Consider the following 15,054-nt stretch of genomic DNA (forward strand, 5'->3'; position numbering starts at 1 on the left):
TTTCGAGCCTCGACAACAGGCAAAACCCGATCAGCTACACCCCACCGCCCTGGGCATCCAGGGCACCAACCCCAGACACCTACAAACTTAGGGAAACCCGATGGCCGCCAAGCGCACCCGAGCCGAACGAGCAGGCATTTCCCGCGAGCAGGTGCTCGACGCGGCGCTCGCCTTCGCCGATCGGGACGGCCTGGCCGCGCTGTCCATGCGTAAGCTCGGCGCCGAACTCGGCGTGGAGGCCATGACCCTGTACCACTACGTCCCGAACAAGGACGCCCTGCTCGACGGCATGGTCGAGCGTGTCATGTCCGAGGCCGACGCCGGATTCACCGACGGCCCTTGGCAATCGGTCCTCGTCGACTACGCCCGCGCCCTGCGGACCGCGCTGCTCGCGCATCCCGGCGCGCTGCCGCTGGTCGCGACCCGGCCCGCGGTGACCCCGAAGACCCTGCACACCGCCGAACGCGGCCTGAAACTATTGGTGGAGGCAGGTTTCGATCTCGGCCCCGCCCTCGACGCCCTGAACGCGCTCACCCTGTTCGTGGTGGCCCACGCCAACTCCGAAGCCCGTACGACCCCCGTCAACGAGGCGGGTGATCCAGGGTCGGTCGACTACCTGAAAACCCTCGAGCCCGAGGAATTCCCGCTGATCCTGCAGGCGGCACGCACCGGCGCGGGCACCGATGACCGCACCCGTTTCGAGTTCGCCGTAGCGGCCCTCGTCCACGGCTTCGCCATAATTCTCATGGACACAACGCCTTCCGGCCAGATTCGTGTAACCCGCCCGAAACCTCGTTAACCGGCAGTTTCGGATCTGCGGGCCCTTGGGGGCCGAGGCTGCCTTGGGTACTATTCTGCCGCAACCGATTCCAAGGAGACTACGTGTATCCGCAGCACACGCAACAGGGTGCTACCGCCAGCTCGAAGTCGCCGGTCGAGGACATGGGTCCGCGAATCCCGATCTACAGCCCGGAATTCGCTGCCGATCCCCACGGGTACTACCGTCGGATGCGCAGCGACTATGGCGCGCTGGTGCCGGTCGAGATCTGGCCGGGAGTACCCGCGACCCTGGTCGTCAAATACGCGACCGCGGTGCGTATTCTCAACGACTCCACTCATTTTCCGGCCGATCCGAGTGCCTGGCAGCGGTCCGTGCCCGGCGATATCCCGATCATGCCGATGATCGAGTACCGGCCCAACGCGATCCGCACCAGTGGCCCGGTGCACACTCGCTACCGCAAGGCGCTGAGCGACGCCCTGGCCGGGATCGACCTGAACTCGGTGCGATCCATGGTGGAGCGCACCGCGATCCCCGTGGTCAACACCTTCTGCGAGGACGGACGGGCCGACGTGCTGAGCCAGTACGCCCTCCCGCTGGTCTTCTCGGTCTTCTGCCAGTCACTCGGCTGCCCGCCGGACATCGGTCAGCGCGTCGCGGCCGCCAGTGCCGCGATGTTCGACGGCGTGGATACGGAGACCGTGAATGCGAGCATGGGCGAGGCATTGCTCGACCTCACGGCGCTGAAGCGGGTTCAGCCCGGCGACGACGTCACCACCAGACTGGTCCAGCATCCCGCCGGGCTGTCCGACGAGGAGATGGTGCATCAGCTGGTCCTGCTGTTCGCGGCAGGTGTCGAACCGCCCCTGAATCTCATCGCCAACACCCTGCTGCTGATGATGACCGACAGCCGCTTCACCAGTGCCGTACAGGGGATTCCGCTGCCGACGAGCACCGCGATCGGCGAGCGGCTCGCCACCGACCCGCCGATGGCGAACTACTGCATCACCTACCCGCGGCAACCCACCTTGATCGAGAACGTGTGGCTGCCGGCCGATCAGCCGGTCATCATCAGCATGGCCGCCTGCAACACCGATCCGGAGTTGAACCCGGGCGAATCCCTCGGCAACGCATGGAACCTGGCGTTCAGCTCCGGCGATCACGCCTGCCCCGTGCACGCCCAGTCGTACGGGCGTCTGCTCGCGCAGGAGGTCATCGATCAGCTGCTGGACTTCCTCCCGGAAATCCAATTGGCGGTCGCCGCAGACGATCTCGTGTGGCGGCCCGGCCCGTTCCACCGGGCGCTCACCGAGTTGCCCGTGGTGTTCCCGCCTACCAGGCCGTTTCCCGCTGTGTAGGTGCAGCTTCCGGCGCCTCGGACCCGTGGTGACCCCGGTCTGTGATTGTTCACCGTGAGCCGCGACACGAATTGTGTAACAATACAATCCATGACACGGTCGGTCGAAGGTAGTTCTGCGGCAACGGTGTTGCCGCAGTTCGACGCGGCCGTAATGTCGGCTCATCAGCGGGTATGCGCTGCTGCCCAACCGGTACGAACACACCTGCCACCCCGGCGACCGGACCAGCTCGGGCGACCGTCGCCGCGGGGACTTCACGTGAAGGTGTGTGGTGCGTCGAACTTTTGACAGGTGATCGCCCGGCTCCCTTTCCGGTCCCCGCGGTGCCCGTGTGAGCGTGCGCCAACGGTGGCCCCCGGTGCATCGAAGTTCGGCAGCGATCGTCTCGCATGCCCAGTGGTGGACGAATCGCCGCTGGGATCGTGAATGAGTAGGAGGCGGTTATGGATACGCACGGGCGCAAGGAAGGGACATCGCTGGCCGAGCTGCTTCGGCATGGTGACCTGGCATTCGACCAGCAGCTGCAGAAGGTGCTCAGCAACCCGGACTACTTCGTCACTGAGCAGCAGAGCCAGGCGGAGCGCCGGCAGAACGCCTACGACCAGCTGCGATATCTGGTCCAGGAGATCGGTAGCACCAGCGATGTCGCTACCAGCCTCCCGCAGCTGTTCGCGGTGTTCGACTGGGCGGCAGTGCTGGCGACGGACCTGATTCCGCTGATCTCGGGCCACTACAACCTGGCCTCGGGCAGCCTCGCCACGCTGACCGATTCCGATTCGGCCGCACCGTATCTGGAGGATCTGGACGACGCCTCCGCCATCGGCGTCATGTTGCTGACCGAGTACGGGTGCGGCTCCAACATCCAGTTCATGCAGACCCGCGCGACCTGGGACGGCGACGGGTTCGTGATCAACACCCCGAACCCGCGGGCGCGCAAGTTCATGCCGAGCGTCGGCATCCCGGTGTCCCGGGTCTGCGTCGTCGGCGCCCGCTACATCGACTCGGCGGGCGTCGATCAGGGCGTGCATCTGTTCACGGCGCGCCTGCGCGGTGCCGACGGCGAAGCGGCGCCCGGCGTGACGATCACCCAGCTCGACCACCAGCCGCTGGTCATCATGGACAACTCGGTGATCAGCTTCGACAATCTCCGGGTCGAGCGCAGCGCCTGGCTGAGCAACGACCTGGCCACCATCGACGACGACGGCGTGCTGACCTGGCGCGACGAGACCAGCCAGAAGCGGGCATTCGCCTCGGCGATCAGCCAGCTCACCGTGGGACGCTTGGCGCTCTCGTCCTGCCTGAACGCCTCCGCCCGCGCCGCGCTCTACATCGCGCTGCGCTACGCCTCCAAGCGGGTGGTGCCGCTGACACCGTTCGACAGTCCGCTGATGGCGGATATCCCGCACGTGCGCGACACCCTGCTCACCGATCTGGCCGGCACCGTCGCCCGCACGATCTACGGGAACGCGATCAAGACATCGCTCGCGGGCAGCGATCTCACCAGTCGCGACACCGTCGTCTCGGTGATGCTGGCCAAGCACTACATCCAGCCGCACGCCTTGCAGTCCGTGACCAACAGCCGCCTCAAGATGGCCGCCCAGGGCATGTTCAGCGCCAACCGGGTTGCCGACTATCTCGGTGTCTGTCACGCGGCCATCACCGGCGAGGGCGACTGCCACGTGCTCGGCTCCGTGGCCGGCCGCGTCCTGGCCAAGCACCTGGCCGGGAAGCCGGTCCCCGAAGTCCGCGTGCACGATGGCGCGGATCCCGGCGACCGCATGAGCCTGTTCAGCACACGCACTCTGACGATCGTGGAGGAGACGCAGCACTATCTGACGACGCCGGGGCTCGAAGCCCGGCTGGCGATCATTCCGGAGGTGCTGGAGCTGGCCGAGGCATACAGCGCCGAAGAGGCGCTGCAGCTGCTCCACCAGTATTCCGATCATCCCGAGATCATCGCCGTGCGTGACGTTTTCGCACTGAGCTACCTCGATCAGCACGCCACTTGGTACCTCACCCGCGGCCTGCTCGACATCGACGCTGTGCAGACGATCAAGCAGCAGCTCCGCCTGGCCCTGGACAACCTCGCCGACAAGCTACCCACGCTGCTGGACGCGTTCGGCCTCGATGATGAAATTCTCGGCGCACCGGTCCTTTCCGACGACCTGCCGGCCGCGTGGGTCTCCCGCATCGACGATCGACGACGTCCCTGACCCTGCCTGGGCAGGTCCGGACCGGGCGCCCGTCGGGGTGCTCTGTCCGGTAGGGCCCGGCGGCGTGGTGGGTCGCGGCCCGCGAGGTCTCGCCCACCGCGCTCGACTGGGGCCGATGCTGTATTCGGCGACGCTCGGATACACGCGCGAGTGCGCAAGCGCGGGCGGCGCATGGGCCTGCTGCCCGGCCCGGTATTGCGCGGTCGCGAGCTGCCGGGTGATTTCCTCGCGTTCGGGATGCGCGTCGAAGACGGTGCGCAGTTCGACGGCGACCTCGCCGAGCCGATTGCGTTCCAGTTCCACCGCCGCGCGCATTTCCGCCGCAGTGAGCCGGAGATCTGTTAGCCCCCGTATAGCGAATGTGCACTTGCGGTATCGACAGGCCGGTATGCGGCGGATTGTCTTCCCGCAGATCGTCGATGAGCCGATCGGCGCTGGTGGCGCGGCCGCTCGCAGTGGCGAGGCGGGCCGGCGAAGTCCGTAACATGATGGCCCCCAAACCAACCGACTGGTCTTCTATGCTGAGATCTGGCCGAGTACGTGAATCGGTTCGACCATAGGACAGCAATTATTCCGCCGCGACGCGGCCGCAAACGGCGGAAACCGGTGAGTGAATTCGACTCGCGCGTGCAGCTTCAACCATCGGCGAATGTTTGGCAAATATATTTGCTCAGAAGAGAAGCCCTAATCACCACGAAAGAGTCCCGGAAGCGTGGCGGCGAATACTTTTCGGCATGACAGCTGCACCGGGATTGCCAATGGTGACCGCAATAAGCAGGAGCGAGGACGACGAGGCCGTGCCCGGCGGCGATCATGCGTGCCGCAGCCTGGCCGCCCGGAGTCTCGCAATCGCTGACGGGTAGCTATGAGAGGAAGACCATGAGCCGGAGTGACACGGTCGAACCGAACACCATCGGCCTCTACTGGGACCGCGACGGCGACATCTGGCAGCGGGAGGACGCCGGCTGGCGGCTCATCCTGCAGAGCGGCGTCGCCGTCGATCCGATCTCGCTGTGGGAGTGGGACAAGGGGCACGTGTGCGACTACGCGCCGTTCACCCCGCTGAAAACCCTGGCCGGTTAGCCTCGGGACTCCGGCGTCCCGGCTCCGAAGAGGGTGACCTCCATGAGCCGGATCACCCTGGGCTGCGGGCAGATCGCCGGATACCCGCCGAACTCCCGGCCCAGGTCCACCACCAGACCGAAGGCGGCCTGCACCAGGATGCGCGCCTCGCCCTCGGACAGTTCCGGGCGCACCGCCACCAGCAGCCGCACCCACTCGGTCACGATGAGCCGCTGCACATTGCGCAGCATGGTGCGCTCCTCGGCGGCGACGTGCCCGAACTCGGCGTAGTACACGAAGGTCAGCTCGCGCTCGGCGAACGACCCCGCGACATATAGGTCCACCAGCTTGCTCATCGCCTCGGCCGGACTCGACGAGGACGCCACCGCCGGCCCGATCGCCCCCGACACCCGATCCGCCGCCCGTCGGAACGCGGCGGCCAGCAGATCGCCCTTGCTGCGGTAGTAGCGGTACACCGCCGAGGCCGCCGACAGATCCGCCGCCGCCGCGATGTCCTCCACGCTCACGTTCGGATAGCCGCGCGCGTGGAACAGCTCGACGGCCTTCTTGAGCAGCAGCTCGTGCTTGAAGCTCTGCGGAATCTCCACCGCCCGCGGCGGCTCGGCGACGGTGCCCTCGGGCGGCAGCTCGGTCGCGATGATGGCGTCGCAGGCCGAATGTAGTAGGGCCGTCAGCGATTTCGCGGGCAGCGTGGCGTGATGGTCGCCAATGCTGGAGATGACGCTGAGTATCGACACCGCCCGCACCGCGCGACTGTGCCCGTCCAGTTCGGGCCGCACATCCGCGATGAGCCCGCGCAGGGTGGCCAGCGCCGCGGTGAACTGCTCCTCGAGGGTCTGCCGGTCGGTGTCGTCGAGGTAGCGGCGCTCCCAGCGCACCAGGGTGACCGTGGCGCGATTGGCGATGGTCTCGGCGATCAACCGGTCCAGCACCCGGTCCAGCCGTTCGCGCGGGGACAGGCCCTCGGACTCGTCGGGCGGGGTGGCGGCCTCCGCGGTCAGCCGCGCCAGGCGCAGCAACTCCTCGCGGAAGAGCGCGTATTTGCTCGGATAGTGGCGATACAGTGCGGCCGAGGAAATGCCGAGCCGCGCGGCGATGTCCTCCATGCTGACGCCGTGATAGCCCAGCGAACCGAAGGCGGCGGCCGAGGTGGCGGCGATCTGGGCGCGCCGGTTCTTCGGGCGGCGGCGAATCACGCGCTGCGGCTGCTCCTCGACGGTCATATCGCAATGGTAGTCACCAGGCATTTCCGTCGACGCCGCGCCGCCGATCTCGTAGGCTGCCCACAGGATCCGCGTCCATCAGAACGGAGCCGGCATGCGCACGGTCGATGTCGAACGCACCATCGCGGCAGCACCGCCCGACGTCTTCGACTGGCTCACCGATGTCACCAATTACCAACGGGTCCCGATGGTTCGCCGCGTCACCCTGGTGCGTCCCGGCGATACCGCGGGCAACGGTGCGGGCGCGGTGCGCCTGGTGGTGACCCCGCTGCTGCGCCTCACCGAGGAGATCGTGGAATACGATCCGCCCCGCCTCATGCGCTACCGATTGCTGAATTCCGTTCCGCCCCTGCGGCATCAGGAGGGTTCCATCACCTGCGCGCCGGTCGCCGCCGGCACCCGGGTGTGCTGGTCGTCCACCTTCGAGATCGCCGCGCCAGTGCTCGCGCCGCTGTGGACGCGGATCTTCCTGCCGGTGGTGCGTGGCGGCTTCGTCATGGTGCTGCGAACCGCGGAGCGCGAGTTGGGCGGGCGGTGACGCGGGTTACCATCTGGGGCCATGGCGGAGATCAAGGTGGAGCGCCTGAACTCAGTGGCGCTCGTAACGGTGCACGACCCCGGCAAGCGGAATGCGTTGACGCTGGACCTGTCCGCCGATCTCGCGGACGCGGTGGCGGACGCGGAGGGCGACGACTCGGTACACGCGCTGGTGGTCACCGGCACGCCCCCGGCCTTCTGCGCGGGCGCGAACCTGACCGCCCTGGGTGAGGCGAAAGAGGAGGGCCTGCGGGCCATCTACGAGGGCTTCCTGGCGGTGGCGCGCTGCAAGCTGCCCACCGTCGCGGCGGTCGGCGGCGCGGCGGTCGGCGCGGGCCTGAACCTGGCCCTGGCCGCGGACGTGCGATTCGCGAATCCCAAGGCGCGCTTCGACGCTCGCTTCCTGCGCCTGGGCATCCACCCGGGCGGCGGCATGACCTGGATGCTGCAGCGCGCGGTCGGTCCGCAGCAGGCCACGGCCATGACGCTGTTCGGCGAGGTGCTCGACGCGCACGCCGCAGCCCAGGCCGGTCTGGTGCACCGCGTCGTCGACGGCGATCATGCCGCCCTGGTGGCCGCCGCCGTCGAATTCGCCTCCGCTACCGCGGAAGTCCCGCGCGAGCTGCTCATCACCACCAAGCGCACCATGCGCGCCACCCGCGCCCTGGCCGCCCACGCCGAGGCGGTGAACACCGAGGTGGTGCCGCAGCTGGCCTCCCTCGAATCCCCGGAATTCGCCGCCCGCCTGGCCGCGGCCCAGACCCGGATCACGGGTTCGAAGAACTGAAAAACACAGTGGCGCGGGCGGATTCACATCCACCCGCGCCACCGTCCCCGACCGCGCTCGGGGAGATTCGGCCCGCCACCGCGAGTGCCCCACGCCGCGGCGTGGTCGCTGGGCTCGTCGGGCCGCGGGTCACCTCGCCCGGCCTCGCTCCGCGTGGGCGGATCATCTCCGCCCGCGCCACATCCATACCGCGCCAGGGGAATTCAGCCCAGTGCCGATCTCACCCAGGCGTCGATCTCGGTCCTGTGCCGACCTCACCCCAGGGCAGCGAGCGCCATGCGCCGCAGCACCGGTCGTGCGCGGGTCGCGCTGGCCGGCGCGCTGTGCGGCGTGGAGTTGATCAGGCCGAAAGTCGCGTGCGCCTGCACGCGCGCCGCCTGCTCGGGTAGCTCCGGCCGCAGTTCACGCAGCACCGCCACCCAGACCTCCACGTACTGCCGCTGGGTGCGCCGCACCTGACGGCGCGCGGACTCCGGCAGGTTCTCCAGGTCGCGATCCTGGATCCGGATGAGTTCGGGCTCGCCGAGGGCGAAGTCGAGGTGGAAATCCACCAGCCCGCTCAGCGCCTCCTGCGGCGACACCGCCTGCTCGGCCACGGCCTGGCCGCCGTCGAGCAGCCGCTGACTGATGCCGACCAGCAGCTCGACCAGCAGCGCCTCCTTGTTGGGGAAGTGCCGATACACCGCGGGCCCGCTGATCCCGGCCGCCGCGCCCAGGTCGTCGAGCCGCATGCCCAGGAATCCGCGATCGGCGATGAGCCGCGCCCCCGCCTCGAGCAACTGCTGCCTACGCTGGGCTTTGAGCTGCTCACGACGGGTGAGCGTGACGGTTTCCGCAGTGTTCACCGTGGCTCCCTCTCGCCGGTGCTGGACAACTCAGTTAGTGAAGATTATCTTATTTTCCAGTTATTGGTGACTAACCGAGCGGCCGGATCGGCCGAACGGGGAGGCGGAGCGGATGACGCTGACCGAAGGCACACGGACCGGGAACCGGGCCGCGCATCTGGCGCTGGTCGACGAGCTGCGAGAGCGGCTGGCCGTCAGCGCGCTGGGCGGACCGGAGCGGGCCCGGGAACGGCACCTGGCGCGCGGCAAGCTGCTGCCGCGCCAGCGGGTGGACCAGCTGCTGGACACCGGCAGCCCGTTCCTGGAGCTGTCGCCGCTGGCGGCCAACGGCATGTACGACGACGAGTCACCCGGCGCGGGCGTGATCGGCGGCATCGGCCGCGTCTCCGGGCGCGAGTGCGTGATCATCGCCAATGACGCGACGGTCAAGGGCGGCACCTACTACCCGATGACGGTCAAGAAGCACCTGCGCGCCCAGGAGGTGGCGCTGCAGAACAACCTGCCGTGCATCTACCTGGTCGACTCCGGCGGCGCCTACCTGCCCCGTCAGGACGAGGTGTTCCCCGATCGCGAGCACTTCGGCCGCATCTTCTACAACCAGGCGAACATGAGCGCCAAGGGCATCGCGCAGATCTCCGCGGTGCTCGGCTCCTGCACCGCCGGTGGCGCGTACGTGCCCGCCATGAGCGACGAGACCGTCATCGTGCGCAATCAGGGCACCATCTTCCTGGGCGGCCCGCCGCTGGTGAAGGCGGCCACCGGTGAGGTGGTCACCGCCGAGGAGCTGGGCGGCGGCGATCTGCACTCGCGCACCTCGGGTGTCACCGACCACCTGGCCGAGAGCGATCAGGACGCACTGCGCATCGTGCGCAATATCGTGGCCACCCTCGGCCCGAAGACCCCGACCCCGTGGGACGTCGCCCCGACCGTGGATCCCATTGCGCCGCAGGACGAGCTGTACGACGTGGTCCCGGTGGACCTGCGCACCCCGTACGACGTCCGCGAGGTCATCACCCGCATGGTGGACGGCGGCGAATTCCAGGAGTTCAAGGCCGAATACGGCAAGACGCTGGTCACCGGCTTCGCCCGCATCCACGGCCACCCGGTCGGCATCGTCGCCAACAATGGCGTGCTGTTCAGCGAATCCGCCATGAAGGGCGCGCATTTCATCGAGCTGTGCGACAAGCGCAAGATCCCGCTGCTGTTCCTGCAGAACATCACCGGCTTCATGGTCGGGCGCGACTACGAGGCGGGCGGCATCGCCAAGCACGGCGCCAAGATGGTGACCGCGGTGGCGTGCGCCCGCGTGCCCAAGCTGACCGTGGTCATCGGCGGCTCCTACGGCGCGGGCAACTACTCCATGTGCGGGCGCGCGTATTCGCCGCGCTTCCTGTGGATGTGGCCCAATGCCCGCATCTCGGTCATGGGCGGCGAGCAGGCGGCCTCCGTGCTGGCCACCGTGCGGGGTGACCAGTCCGAGGCGGACCTCGAGGCGTTCAAGGCCCCGATCCGGGAGCAGTACGAACACCAGGGCAACCCGTACTACTCCACGGCCCGCCTCTGGGACGATGGCGTCATCGATCCCGCCGACACCAGAACCGTTGTCGGCCTGGCCCTCTCGGTCTGCGCGCAGGCCCCGCTCGAGCCCGTCTCCTACGGCGTCTTCCGGATGTGATGACCTTGATGAACACGATGTCCTCCTTTGTCTCCGACAAAGCGCAACCCGTCGCCTTCGACACCGTGCTGGTCGCCAATCGCGGCGAGATCGCGGTGCGGGTCATTCGCACCCTGCGCGCCATGGGGATTCGATCGGTCGCGGTCTACAGCGACGCCGACGCCGACGCCCGCCATGTGCGCGAGGCCGATACCGCGGTCCACCTCGGCCCGGCCCCCGCGCGCGAGTCCTACCTCAGCATCGACAAGGTGGTCGCGGCCGCCGTGCGCTCCGGCGCGCAGGCCGTACACCCGGGATACGGCTTCCTGTCGGAGAATTCGGCCTTCGCGGCCGCACTCGAGGCGGCGGGCATCGCCTTCCTGGGCCCGTCCGCCCGCGCCATCGAGGTGATGGGCGACAAGATCACCGCCAAGAACGCGGTGGCCGAATACGGCGTGCCGGTGGTGCCCGGCATCGCCAAGCCCGGCCTCACCGACGCCGAATTGATCGACGCCGCAACGGAGATCGGCTACCCGGTGCTGGTGAAGCCGTCCGCCGGTGGCGGCGGCAAGGGCATGCGCCGGGTCGATGATCCGGCCGACCTGCCCGCCGCCCTGGTCAGCGCCCGCCGCGAGGCCGGCGCGGCCTTCGGCGACGACACCCTGTTCCTGGAGCGCTTCGTCACCCGCCCCCGGCACATCGAGGTGCAGATCCTGGCCGATCAGTTCGGCCACGTGCTGCACCTGGGCGAGCGCGAGTGCAGCCTGCAGCGCCGCCACCAGAAGGTGATCGAGGAGGCGCCCTCGCCGCTGCTGGATCCGCAGACCCGCGCCCGGATCGGCGCGGCCGCCTGCAATACCGCGCGCAGTGTCGACTATGTCGGCGCGGGCACGGTCGAGTTCATCGTCTCCGCCGACCAGCCGGACGAGTTCTTCTTCATGGAGATGAACACCCGCCTGCAGGTCGAGCACCCGGTGACCGAGCTGGTCACCGGCGTCGATCTGGTGGAATGCCAGGTGCGCATCGCGGCCGGGCAGAAGCTGGCGGCCGCGCAGGACGACATCCGCCTCACCGGCCACGCCATCGAGGCGCGCGTCTACGCCGAGGACCCGGGCCGCGACTTCCTGCCCACCGGCGGCACCGTGCTCGCACTGGCGGAGCCGGAAGGCCCCGGCGTGCGGGTGGATTCGGGCCTGCGTGCCGGCACCGTGGTCGGCAGCGACTACGACCCGATGCTGTCCAAGGTCATCGCCCACGCCGCCGACCGCACCGCCGCCATCGCCAAACTCGATGCGGCCCTGCGGGACACGCAGATCCTCGGCGTCCGCACCAATACCGATTTCACGCGCTTCCTGCTTGCCGACCCGGATGTCCGTGCGGGACAGCTGGATACCGGTCTGCTGGACCGCCGCGCCGTGGGCTTCACGCCCGAACCGGTCAGCGACGAGCAGTTCATCGCCGCCGCGGCCGAACTCTGGCTGCGCCGCTGGCCGGCCGCCCCGGTCGATCCGTGGCAGCAGCCCACCGGCTGGCGGGTCGGCGCGCACGCGCCCGTCGGCATCCGCCTCATCGGCGGCGACCGCACGGCCCACGTGTACCTGTCCGGCACCCCGGAGCAGGCGACGGCCTGGGTCGAGGGCGGCGAAAAGCACGTCCTGACAGTGGAATCCGACGGTGACTCGCTGATGCTGGCCCTCGACGGCCTGCGCACCCGCTTCCGCGTCGCCACCGGGTCCGGTCAGATCTGGGTCGCCGACCGCACCGGCACCGCGCTGCTGCGCGAGGTCGCCGAGGCCGATGTCCGCGGCGGCGACGCCCATGTCGGCGACGCCGAGATCCAGAGCCCCATGCCGGGTTCGGTCATCGCCACCCCCGCCGCGGACGGCGAGATCGTCGCCGCGGGCACGCCCATCGTGGTCGTGGAGGCCATGAAGATGGAACACACCCTCACCGCACCCATTGCCGGCCGCGTCGAACTGCTGGTCGAGCCCGGCGCGCAGGTGAAACTCGAACAGCCGCTGGCTCGCATCATCGCCGAGGAGAACACCCAGTCATGACCGATTTCCTGTCCACCGGAACCCTGCCGGACGAGTACCGCGAACTCGCCCTCACCGTCCGCGATTTCGCCAACCAGGTGGTGGCCCCGGTCGCCGCCAAGCACGATGCCGAGCACAGCTTCCCCTACGAGGTGGTCTCGGGCATGGCCGACATGGGCCTGTTCGGCCTGCCGTTCCCGGAGGAGTTCGGCGGCATGGGCGGCGACTACTTCGCGCTGTGCCTGGCCCTCGAGGAGCTCGGCAAGGTCGACCAGAGCGTGGCCATCACCCTGGAGGCCGGTGTCTCCCTGGGCGCCATGCCGATCTACCGCTTCGGCAACGACAAGCAGAAGGCGGAGTGGCTGCCGCTGCTGGCCAGCGGGCGCGCGCTGGGCGCGTTCGGCCTCACCGAGCCCGGCGCGGGCAGTGACGCGGGCGGCACCCGCACCACCGCGCGGCTGGACGGCGACACCTGGATCATCAACGGCTCCAAGCAGTTCATCACCAACTCGGGCACCGACATCACCCGGCTGGTGACGGTCACCGCGGTCACCGGGGGAGTGGACGGCAAGAAGGAGATCTCGACGATCATCGTGCCGACCGACACTCCCGGTTTCACCGCCGAACCCGCCTACAACAAGGTCGGCTGGAACGCCTCCGACACCCACCCGCTCAGCTTCGACGACGTCCGGGTGCCCGCCGAGAACCTGCTCGGCGAGCGCGGCCGCGGCTACGCCAACTTCCTGCGCATCCTCGACGAGGGCCGGATCGCCATCGCGGCGCTGTCGGTCGGCGCGGCGCAGGGCTGCGTGGACGAGAGCGTGCGCTACGCCAAGGAGCGCGAGGCCTTCGGCCGCGCCATCGGCAACAACCAGGCCATCGCCTTCAAGATCGCCCGCATGGAGGCGCGCGCCCACATGGCCCGCACCGCCTATTACGACGCGGCCGCGCTCATGCTGTCCGGCAAGCCTTTCAAGAAGCAGGCCGCCATCGCCAAGCTGGTCGCCAGCGAGGCCGCCATGGACAATGCCCGCGACGCCACGCAGATCTTCGGCGGTTACGGCTTCATGAACGAATATGCTGTGGCGCGGCACTATCGCGACAGCAAGATCCTGGAAATCGGTGAGGGCACCACGGAGGTGCAGTTGATGCTGATCGGTCGGGAGCTCGGCCTGTGAGCGAGCGACACACGGGTACCGCCGAGGTGAAGCGGGTTGTCCAGCGCGGCTTGTGGTTCGACGAGTTCGAGATCGGCGTGGTGTACGAGCACCGGCCCGGCCGTACCATCACCGAGGCCGACAATGTGCTGTTCACGACGCTGACCATGAACACCCAGGCCCTGCACCTGGACGCGGCGTTCTCCGACGCGCTGCCGCCGTTCCACCAGCGGCTGGTGAACTCCATGTTCACGCTGTCCACGCTGGTGGGCCTGTCGGTGGCGCAGCTGACCCAGGGCACCATCGTGGCCAACCTCGGCTTCTCCGAGATCGCCTTCCCCAAGCCGCTCTTCCACGGCGACACCCTGTACGCCGAGACCGTGGTGACCGACCTGCGGGAATCCAAGAGCCGCCCGGGCGAGGGCATCGTGACCTTCGCGCACACCGGGCGCAATCAGCACGGCGACATCGTGGCCACCGCCGCCCGGAAAACCTTGGTGAGACGGAGCCCGACATCCAGCCCGCTGGAGGAACCCGCATGAGTTGGGAAATGCCCGGCCCCGCTTGGCTTTTCTGCCCCGCGGACCGGCCCGAGCGCTACGGCAAGGCCCTCGCCGCGGCCGACGTGGTCATCCTCGACCTCGAGGACGGCGTCGCCGAGGCCGACAAGGCGGCGGCCCGCGAGGCGCTCATCGCCACCCCGCTGGACCCGGAACGCACCGTCGTCCGTGTCAATGCCGCGGGCACCTTCGAGCACATGCTCGACCTGGACGCCCTGGTGCGCACCGAGTACCGGCGCATCATGCTGCCCAAATGCGAATCGGCCGAACAGATCACGCGGCTGACCGACTACGAGGTGATCGCGCTCATCGAATCCCCGCTGGGCGCGCTCGCGGTCGGGCGGGCGGTCATGGTGCGCAATGCCATCGGCGTCATGTGGGGCGCGGAGGATCTGGTCGCCGCGCTCGGCGGCAACTCCAGCCGGCACGCCGACGGCGGCTACCGGGATGTGGCGCGGCACGTGCGCTCCCAATCCCTGCTGGCCGCCAAGGCGTACGGCAAGTTCGCGCTGGACTCGGTGTACCTGGATATTCCGGATCTGACCGGGCTGGCGGCCGAATCGGAGGACGCGGTCGCCATCGGCTTCGACGCCAAGGTGGCCATCCACCCCAGCCAGGTGCCGGTCATCCGGACCGCCTACGCGCCGACGCCCGGCGAAGTCGACTGGGCGCGCAGACTATTGGCGGAAGCGCCGAACCATCGGGGTGTCTTCACCTTCGAGGGGCGCATGGTGGACATGCCCGTCATCCGGCATGCCGAGCGAATCGTGCAGCGGGCCGCCACGGCCGGCAGCGCGGGATTCGCGTCGTAGGAGGTATTGCG

The 15,054-nt window shown here is 68.7% G+C and carries 14 protein-coding genes; 11 read left to right on the plus strand and 3 right to left on the minus strand.

What is annotated here, in order from left to right; genetic code table 11:
• Positions 1-100: 100 nt before the first annotated feature.
• The 3 genes from ACWEQQ_RS43215 to ACWEQQ_RS43225 all read left to right on the plus strand — a co-directional run bounded on the left by ACWEQQ_RS43215 (position 101) and on the right by ACWEQQ_RS43225 (position 4,349).
• Positions 101-799, plus strand: a complete 699-nt coding sequence (locus ACWEQQ_RS43215; RefSeq protein ID WP_452352333.1) for a TetR/AcrR family transcriptional regulator C-terminal domain-containing protein — start codon at positions 101-103, stop codon at positions 797-799.
• Between the two features lie 143 nt (positions 800-942).
• Positions 943-2,136: a cytochrome P450 gene (locus ACWEQQ_RS43220; protein ID WP_452344805.1), complete on the plus strand. Its 1,194-nt coding sequence runs from the start codon at positions 943-945 to the stop codon at positions 2,134-2,136.
• Positions 2,137-2,579: 443 nt separating this feature from the next.
• A complete protein-coding gene (locus tag ACWEQQ_RS43225; RefSeq protein WP_452344801.1) occupies positions 2,580-4,349 on the plus strand; it encodes a hypothetical protein in 1,770 nt (589 codons plus the stop codon).
• Here ACWEQQ_RS43225 and ACWEQQ_RS43230 read toward each other — a convergent pair.
• Positions 4,233-4,664 carry a BTAD domain-containing putative transcriptional regulator gene (locus ACWEQQ_RS43230; protein WP_452352334.1) on the minus strand — a complete coding sequence of 144 codons (432 nt, stop codon included), beginning with the start codon at positions 4,662-4,664 and terminating at the stop codon, positions 4,233-4,235. The genes ACWEQQ_RS43225 and ACWEQQ_RS43230 overlap by 117 nt on opposite strands.
• 564 nt (positions 4,665-5,228) lie before the next feature.
• On the opposite strand from ACWEQQ_RS43230, the gene ACWEQQ_RS43235 reads away from it, so the two are divergent.
• Positions 5,229-5,432 carry a hypothetical protein gene (locus ACWEQQ_RS43235; RefSeq protein ID WP_452344799.1) on the plus strand — a complete coding sequence of 68 codons (204 nt, stop codon included), beginning with the start codon at positions 5,229-5,231 and terminating at the stop codon, positions 5,430-5,432.
• Here ACWEQQ_RS43235 and ACWEQQ_RS43240 read toward each other — a convergent pair.
• The gene (locus tag ACWEQQ_RS43240) at positions 5,429-6,655 is read right to left on the minus strand and encodes a TetR/AcrR family transcriptional regulator (protein ID WP_452352335.1); all 1,227 of its coding nucleotides are present in this window, start codon (positions 6,653-6,655) and stop codon (positions 5,429-5,431) included. The genes ACWEQQ_RS43235 and ACWEQQ_RS43240 overlap by 4 nt on opposite strands.
• A gap of 94 nt (positions 6,656-6,749) precedes the next feature.
• Between ACWEQQ_RS43240 and ACWEQQ_RS43245 the strand changes: the two genes are divergently transcribed.
• Positions 6,750-7,193 carry an SRPBCC family protein gene (locus tag ACWEQQ_RS43245; protein WP_452344797.1) on the plus strand — a complete coding sequence of 148 codons (444 nt, stop codon included), beginning with the start codon at positions 6,750-6,752 and terminating at the stop codon, positions 7,191-7,193.
• A 21-nt stretch (positions 7,194-7,214) separates the two neighbouring features.
• Complete coding sequence (locus tag ACWEQQ_RS43250; RefSeq protein WP_452352336.1) at positions 7,215-7,979, plus strand: enoyl-CoA hydratase; 765 nt, start codon at positions 7,215-7,217, stop codon at positions 7,977-7,979.
• 254 nt (positions 7,980-8,233) lie between these two features.
• Here ACWEQQ_RS43250 and ACWEQQ_RS43255 read toward each other — a convergent pair whose 3' ends face one another.
• Positions 8,234-8,824 carry an SACE_7040 family transcriptional regulator gene (locus tag ACWEQQ_RS43255; RefSeq protein ID WP_452344795.1) on the minus strand — a complete coding sequence of 197 codons (591 nt, stop codon included), beginning with the start codon at positions 8,822-8,824 and terminating at the stop codon, positions 8,234-8,236.
• 112 nt (positions 8,825-8,936) lie between these two features.
• On the opposite strand from ACWEQQ_RS43255, the gene ACWEQQ_RS43260 reads away from it, so the two are divergent.
• Genes ACWEQQ_RS43260 through ACWEQQ_RS43280 form a run of 5 tightly spaced genes read left to right on the plus strand, consistent with a single transcriptional unit; the run spans position 8,937 to position 15,043 of the window.
• Positions 8,937-10,499, plus strand: coding sequence for a carboxyl transferase domain-containing protein (locus ACWEQQ_RS43260; protein WP_433563358.1), 1,563 nt, complete (start codon positions 8,937-8,939; stop codon positions 10,497-10,499).
• Between the two features lie 8 nt (positions 10,500-10,507).
• Positions 10,508-12,535 carry an ATP-binding protein gene (locus ACWEQQ_RS43265; protein ID WP_452352337.1) on the plus strand — a complete coding sequence of 676 codons (2,028 nt, stop codon included), beginning with the start codon at positions 10,508-10,510 and terminating at the stop codon, positions 12,533-12,535.
• Positions 12,532-13,692: an acyl-CoA dehydrogenase family protein gene (locus ACWEQQ_RS43270; RefSeq protein WP_452344793.1), complete on the plus strand. Its 1,161-nt coding sequence runs from the start codon at positions 12,532-12,534 to the stop codon at positions 13,690-13,692. Before ACWEQQ_RS43265 ends, ACWEQQ_RS43270 begins: the two co-directional genes overlap by 4 nt.
• Positions 13,689-14,213, plus strand: coding sequence for a MaoC family dehydratase (locus tag ACWEQQ_RS43275; protein WP_452344792.1), 525 nt, complete (start codon positions 13,689-13,691; stop codon positions 14,211-14,213). The genes ACWEQQ_RS43270 and ACWEQQ_RS43275 overlap by 4 nt, the downstream gene beginning before the upstream one ends.
• Positions 14,210-15,043, plus strand: coding sequence for an HpcH/HpaI aldolase/citrate lyase family protein (locus ACWEQQ_RS43280; protein ID WP_379397205.1), 834 nt, complete (start codon positions 14,210-14,212; stop codon positions 15,041-15,043). Before ACWEQQ_RS43275 ends, ACWEQQ_RS43280 begins: the two co-directional genes overlap by 4 nt.
• Positions 15,044-15,054 lie beyond the last annotated feature (11 nt).

Source organism: Nocardia sp. NPDC004123, from assembly GCF_053603795.1.

Excerpts from the sequence above, each read along its gene's own strand:
- ACWEQQ_RS43215 (WP_452352333.1), top strand. The coding sequence starts at position 101 with ATGGCCGCCAAGCGCACCCGAGCCGAACGAGCAGGCATTTCCCGCGAG.
- ACWEQQ_RS43220 (WP_452344805.1), top strand. The coding sequence starts at position 943 with ATGGGTCCGCGAATCCCGATCTACAGCCCGGAATTCGCTGCCGATCCC.
- ACWEQQ_RS43225 (WP_452344801.1), top strand. The coding sequence starts at position 2,580 with ATGGATACGCACGGGCGCAAGGAAGGGACATCGCTGGCCGAGCTGCTT.
- ACWEQQ_RS43230 (WP_452352334.1), bottom strand. The coding sequence starts at position 4,664 with ATGCGCGCGGCGGTGGAACTGGAACGCAATCGGCTCGGCGAGGTCGCC.
- ACWEQQ_RS43235 (WP_452344799.1), top strand. The coding sequence starts at position 5,229 with ATGAGCCGGAGTGACACGGTCGAACCGAACACCATCGGCCTCTACTGG.
- ACWEQQ_RS43240 (WP_452352335.1), bottom strand. The coding sequence starts at position 6,655 with ATGACCGTCGAGGAGCAGCCGCAGCGCGTGATTCGCCGCCGCCCGAAG.
- ACWEQQ_RS43245 (WP_452344797.1), top strand. The coding sequence starts at position 6,750 with ATGCGCACGGTCGATGTCGAACGCACCATCGCGGCAGCACCGCCCGAC.
- ACWEQQ_RS43250 (WP_452352336.1), top strand. The coding sequence starts at position 7,215 with ATGGCGGAGATCAAGGTGGAGCGCCTGAACTCAGTGGCGCTCGTAACG.
- ACWEQQ_RS43260 (WP_433563358.1), top strand. The coding sequence starts at position 8,937 with ATGACGCTGACCGAAGGCACACGGACCGGGAACCGGGCCGCGCATCTG.
- ACWEQQ_RS43265 (WP_452352337.1), top strand. The coding sequence starts at position 10,508 with ATGAACACGATGTCCTCCTTTGTCTCCGACAAAGCGCAACCCGTCGCC.
- ACWEQQ_RS43270 (WP_452344793.1), top strand. The coding sequence starts at position 12,532 with ATGACCGATTTCCTGTCCACCGGAACCCTGCCGGACGAGTACCGCGAA.
- ACWEQQ_RS43280 (WP_379397205.1), top strand. The coding sequence starts at position 14,210 with ATGAGTTGGGAAATGCCCGGCCCCGCTTGGCTTTTCTGCCCCGCGGAC.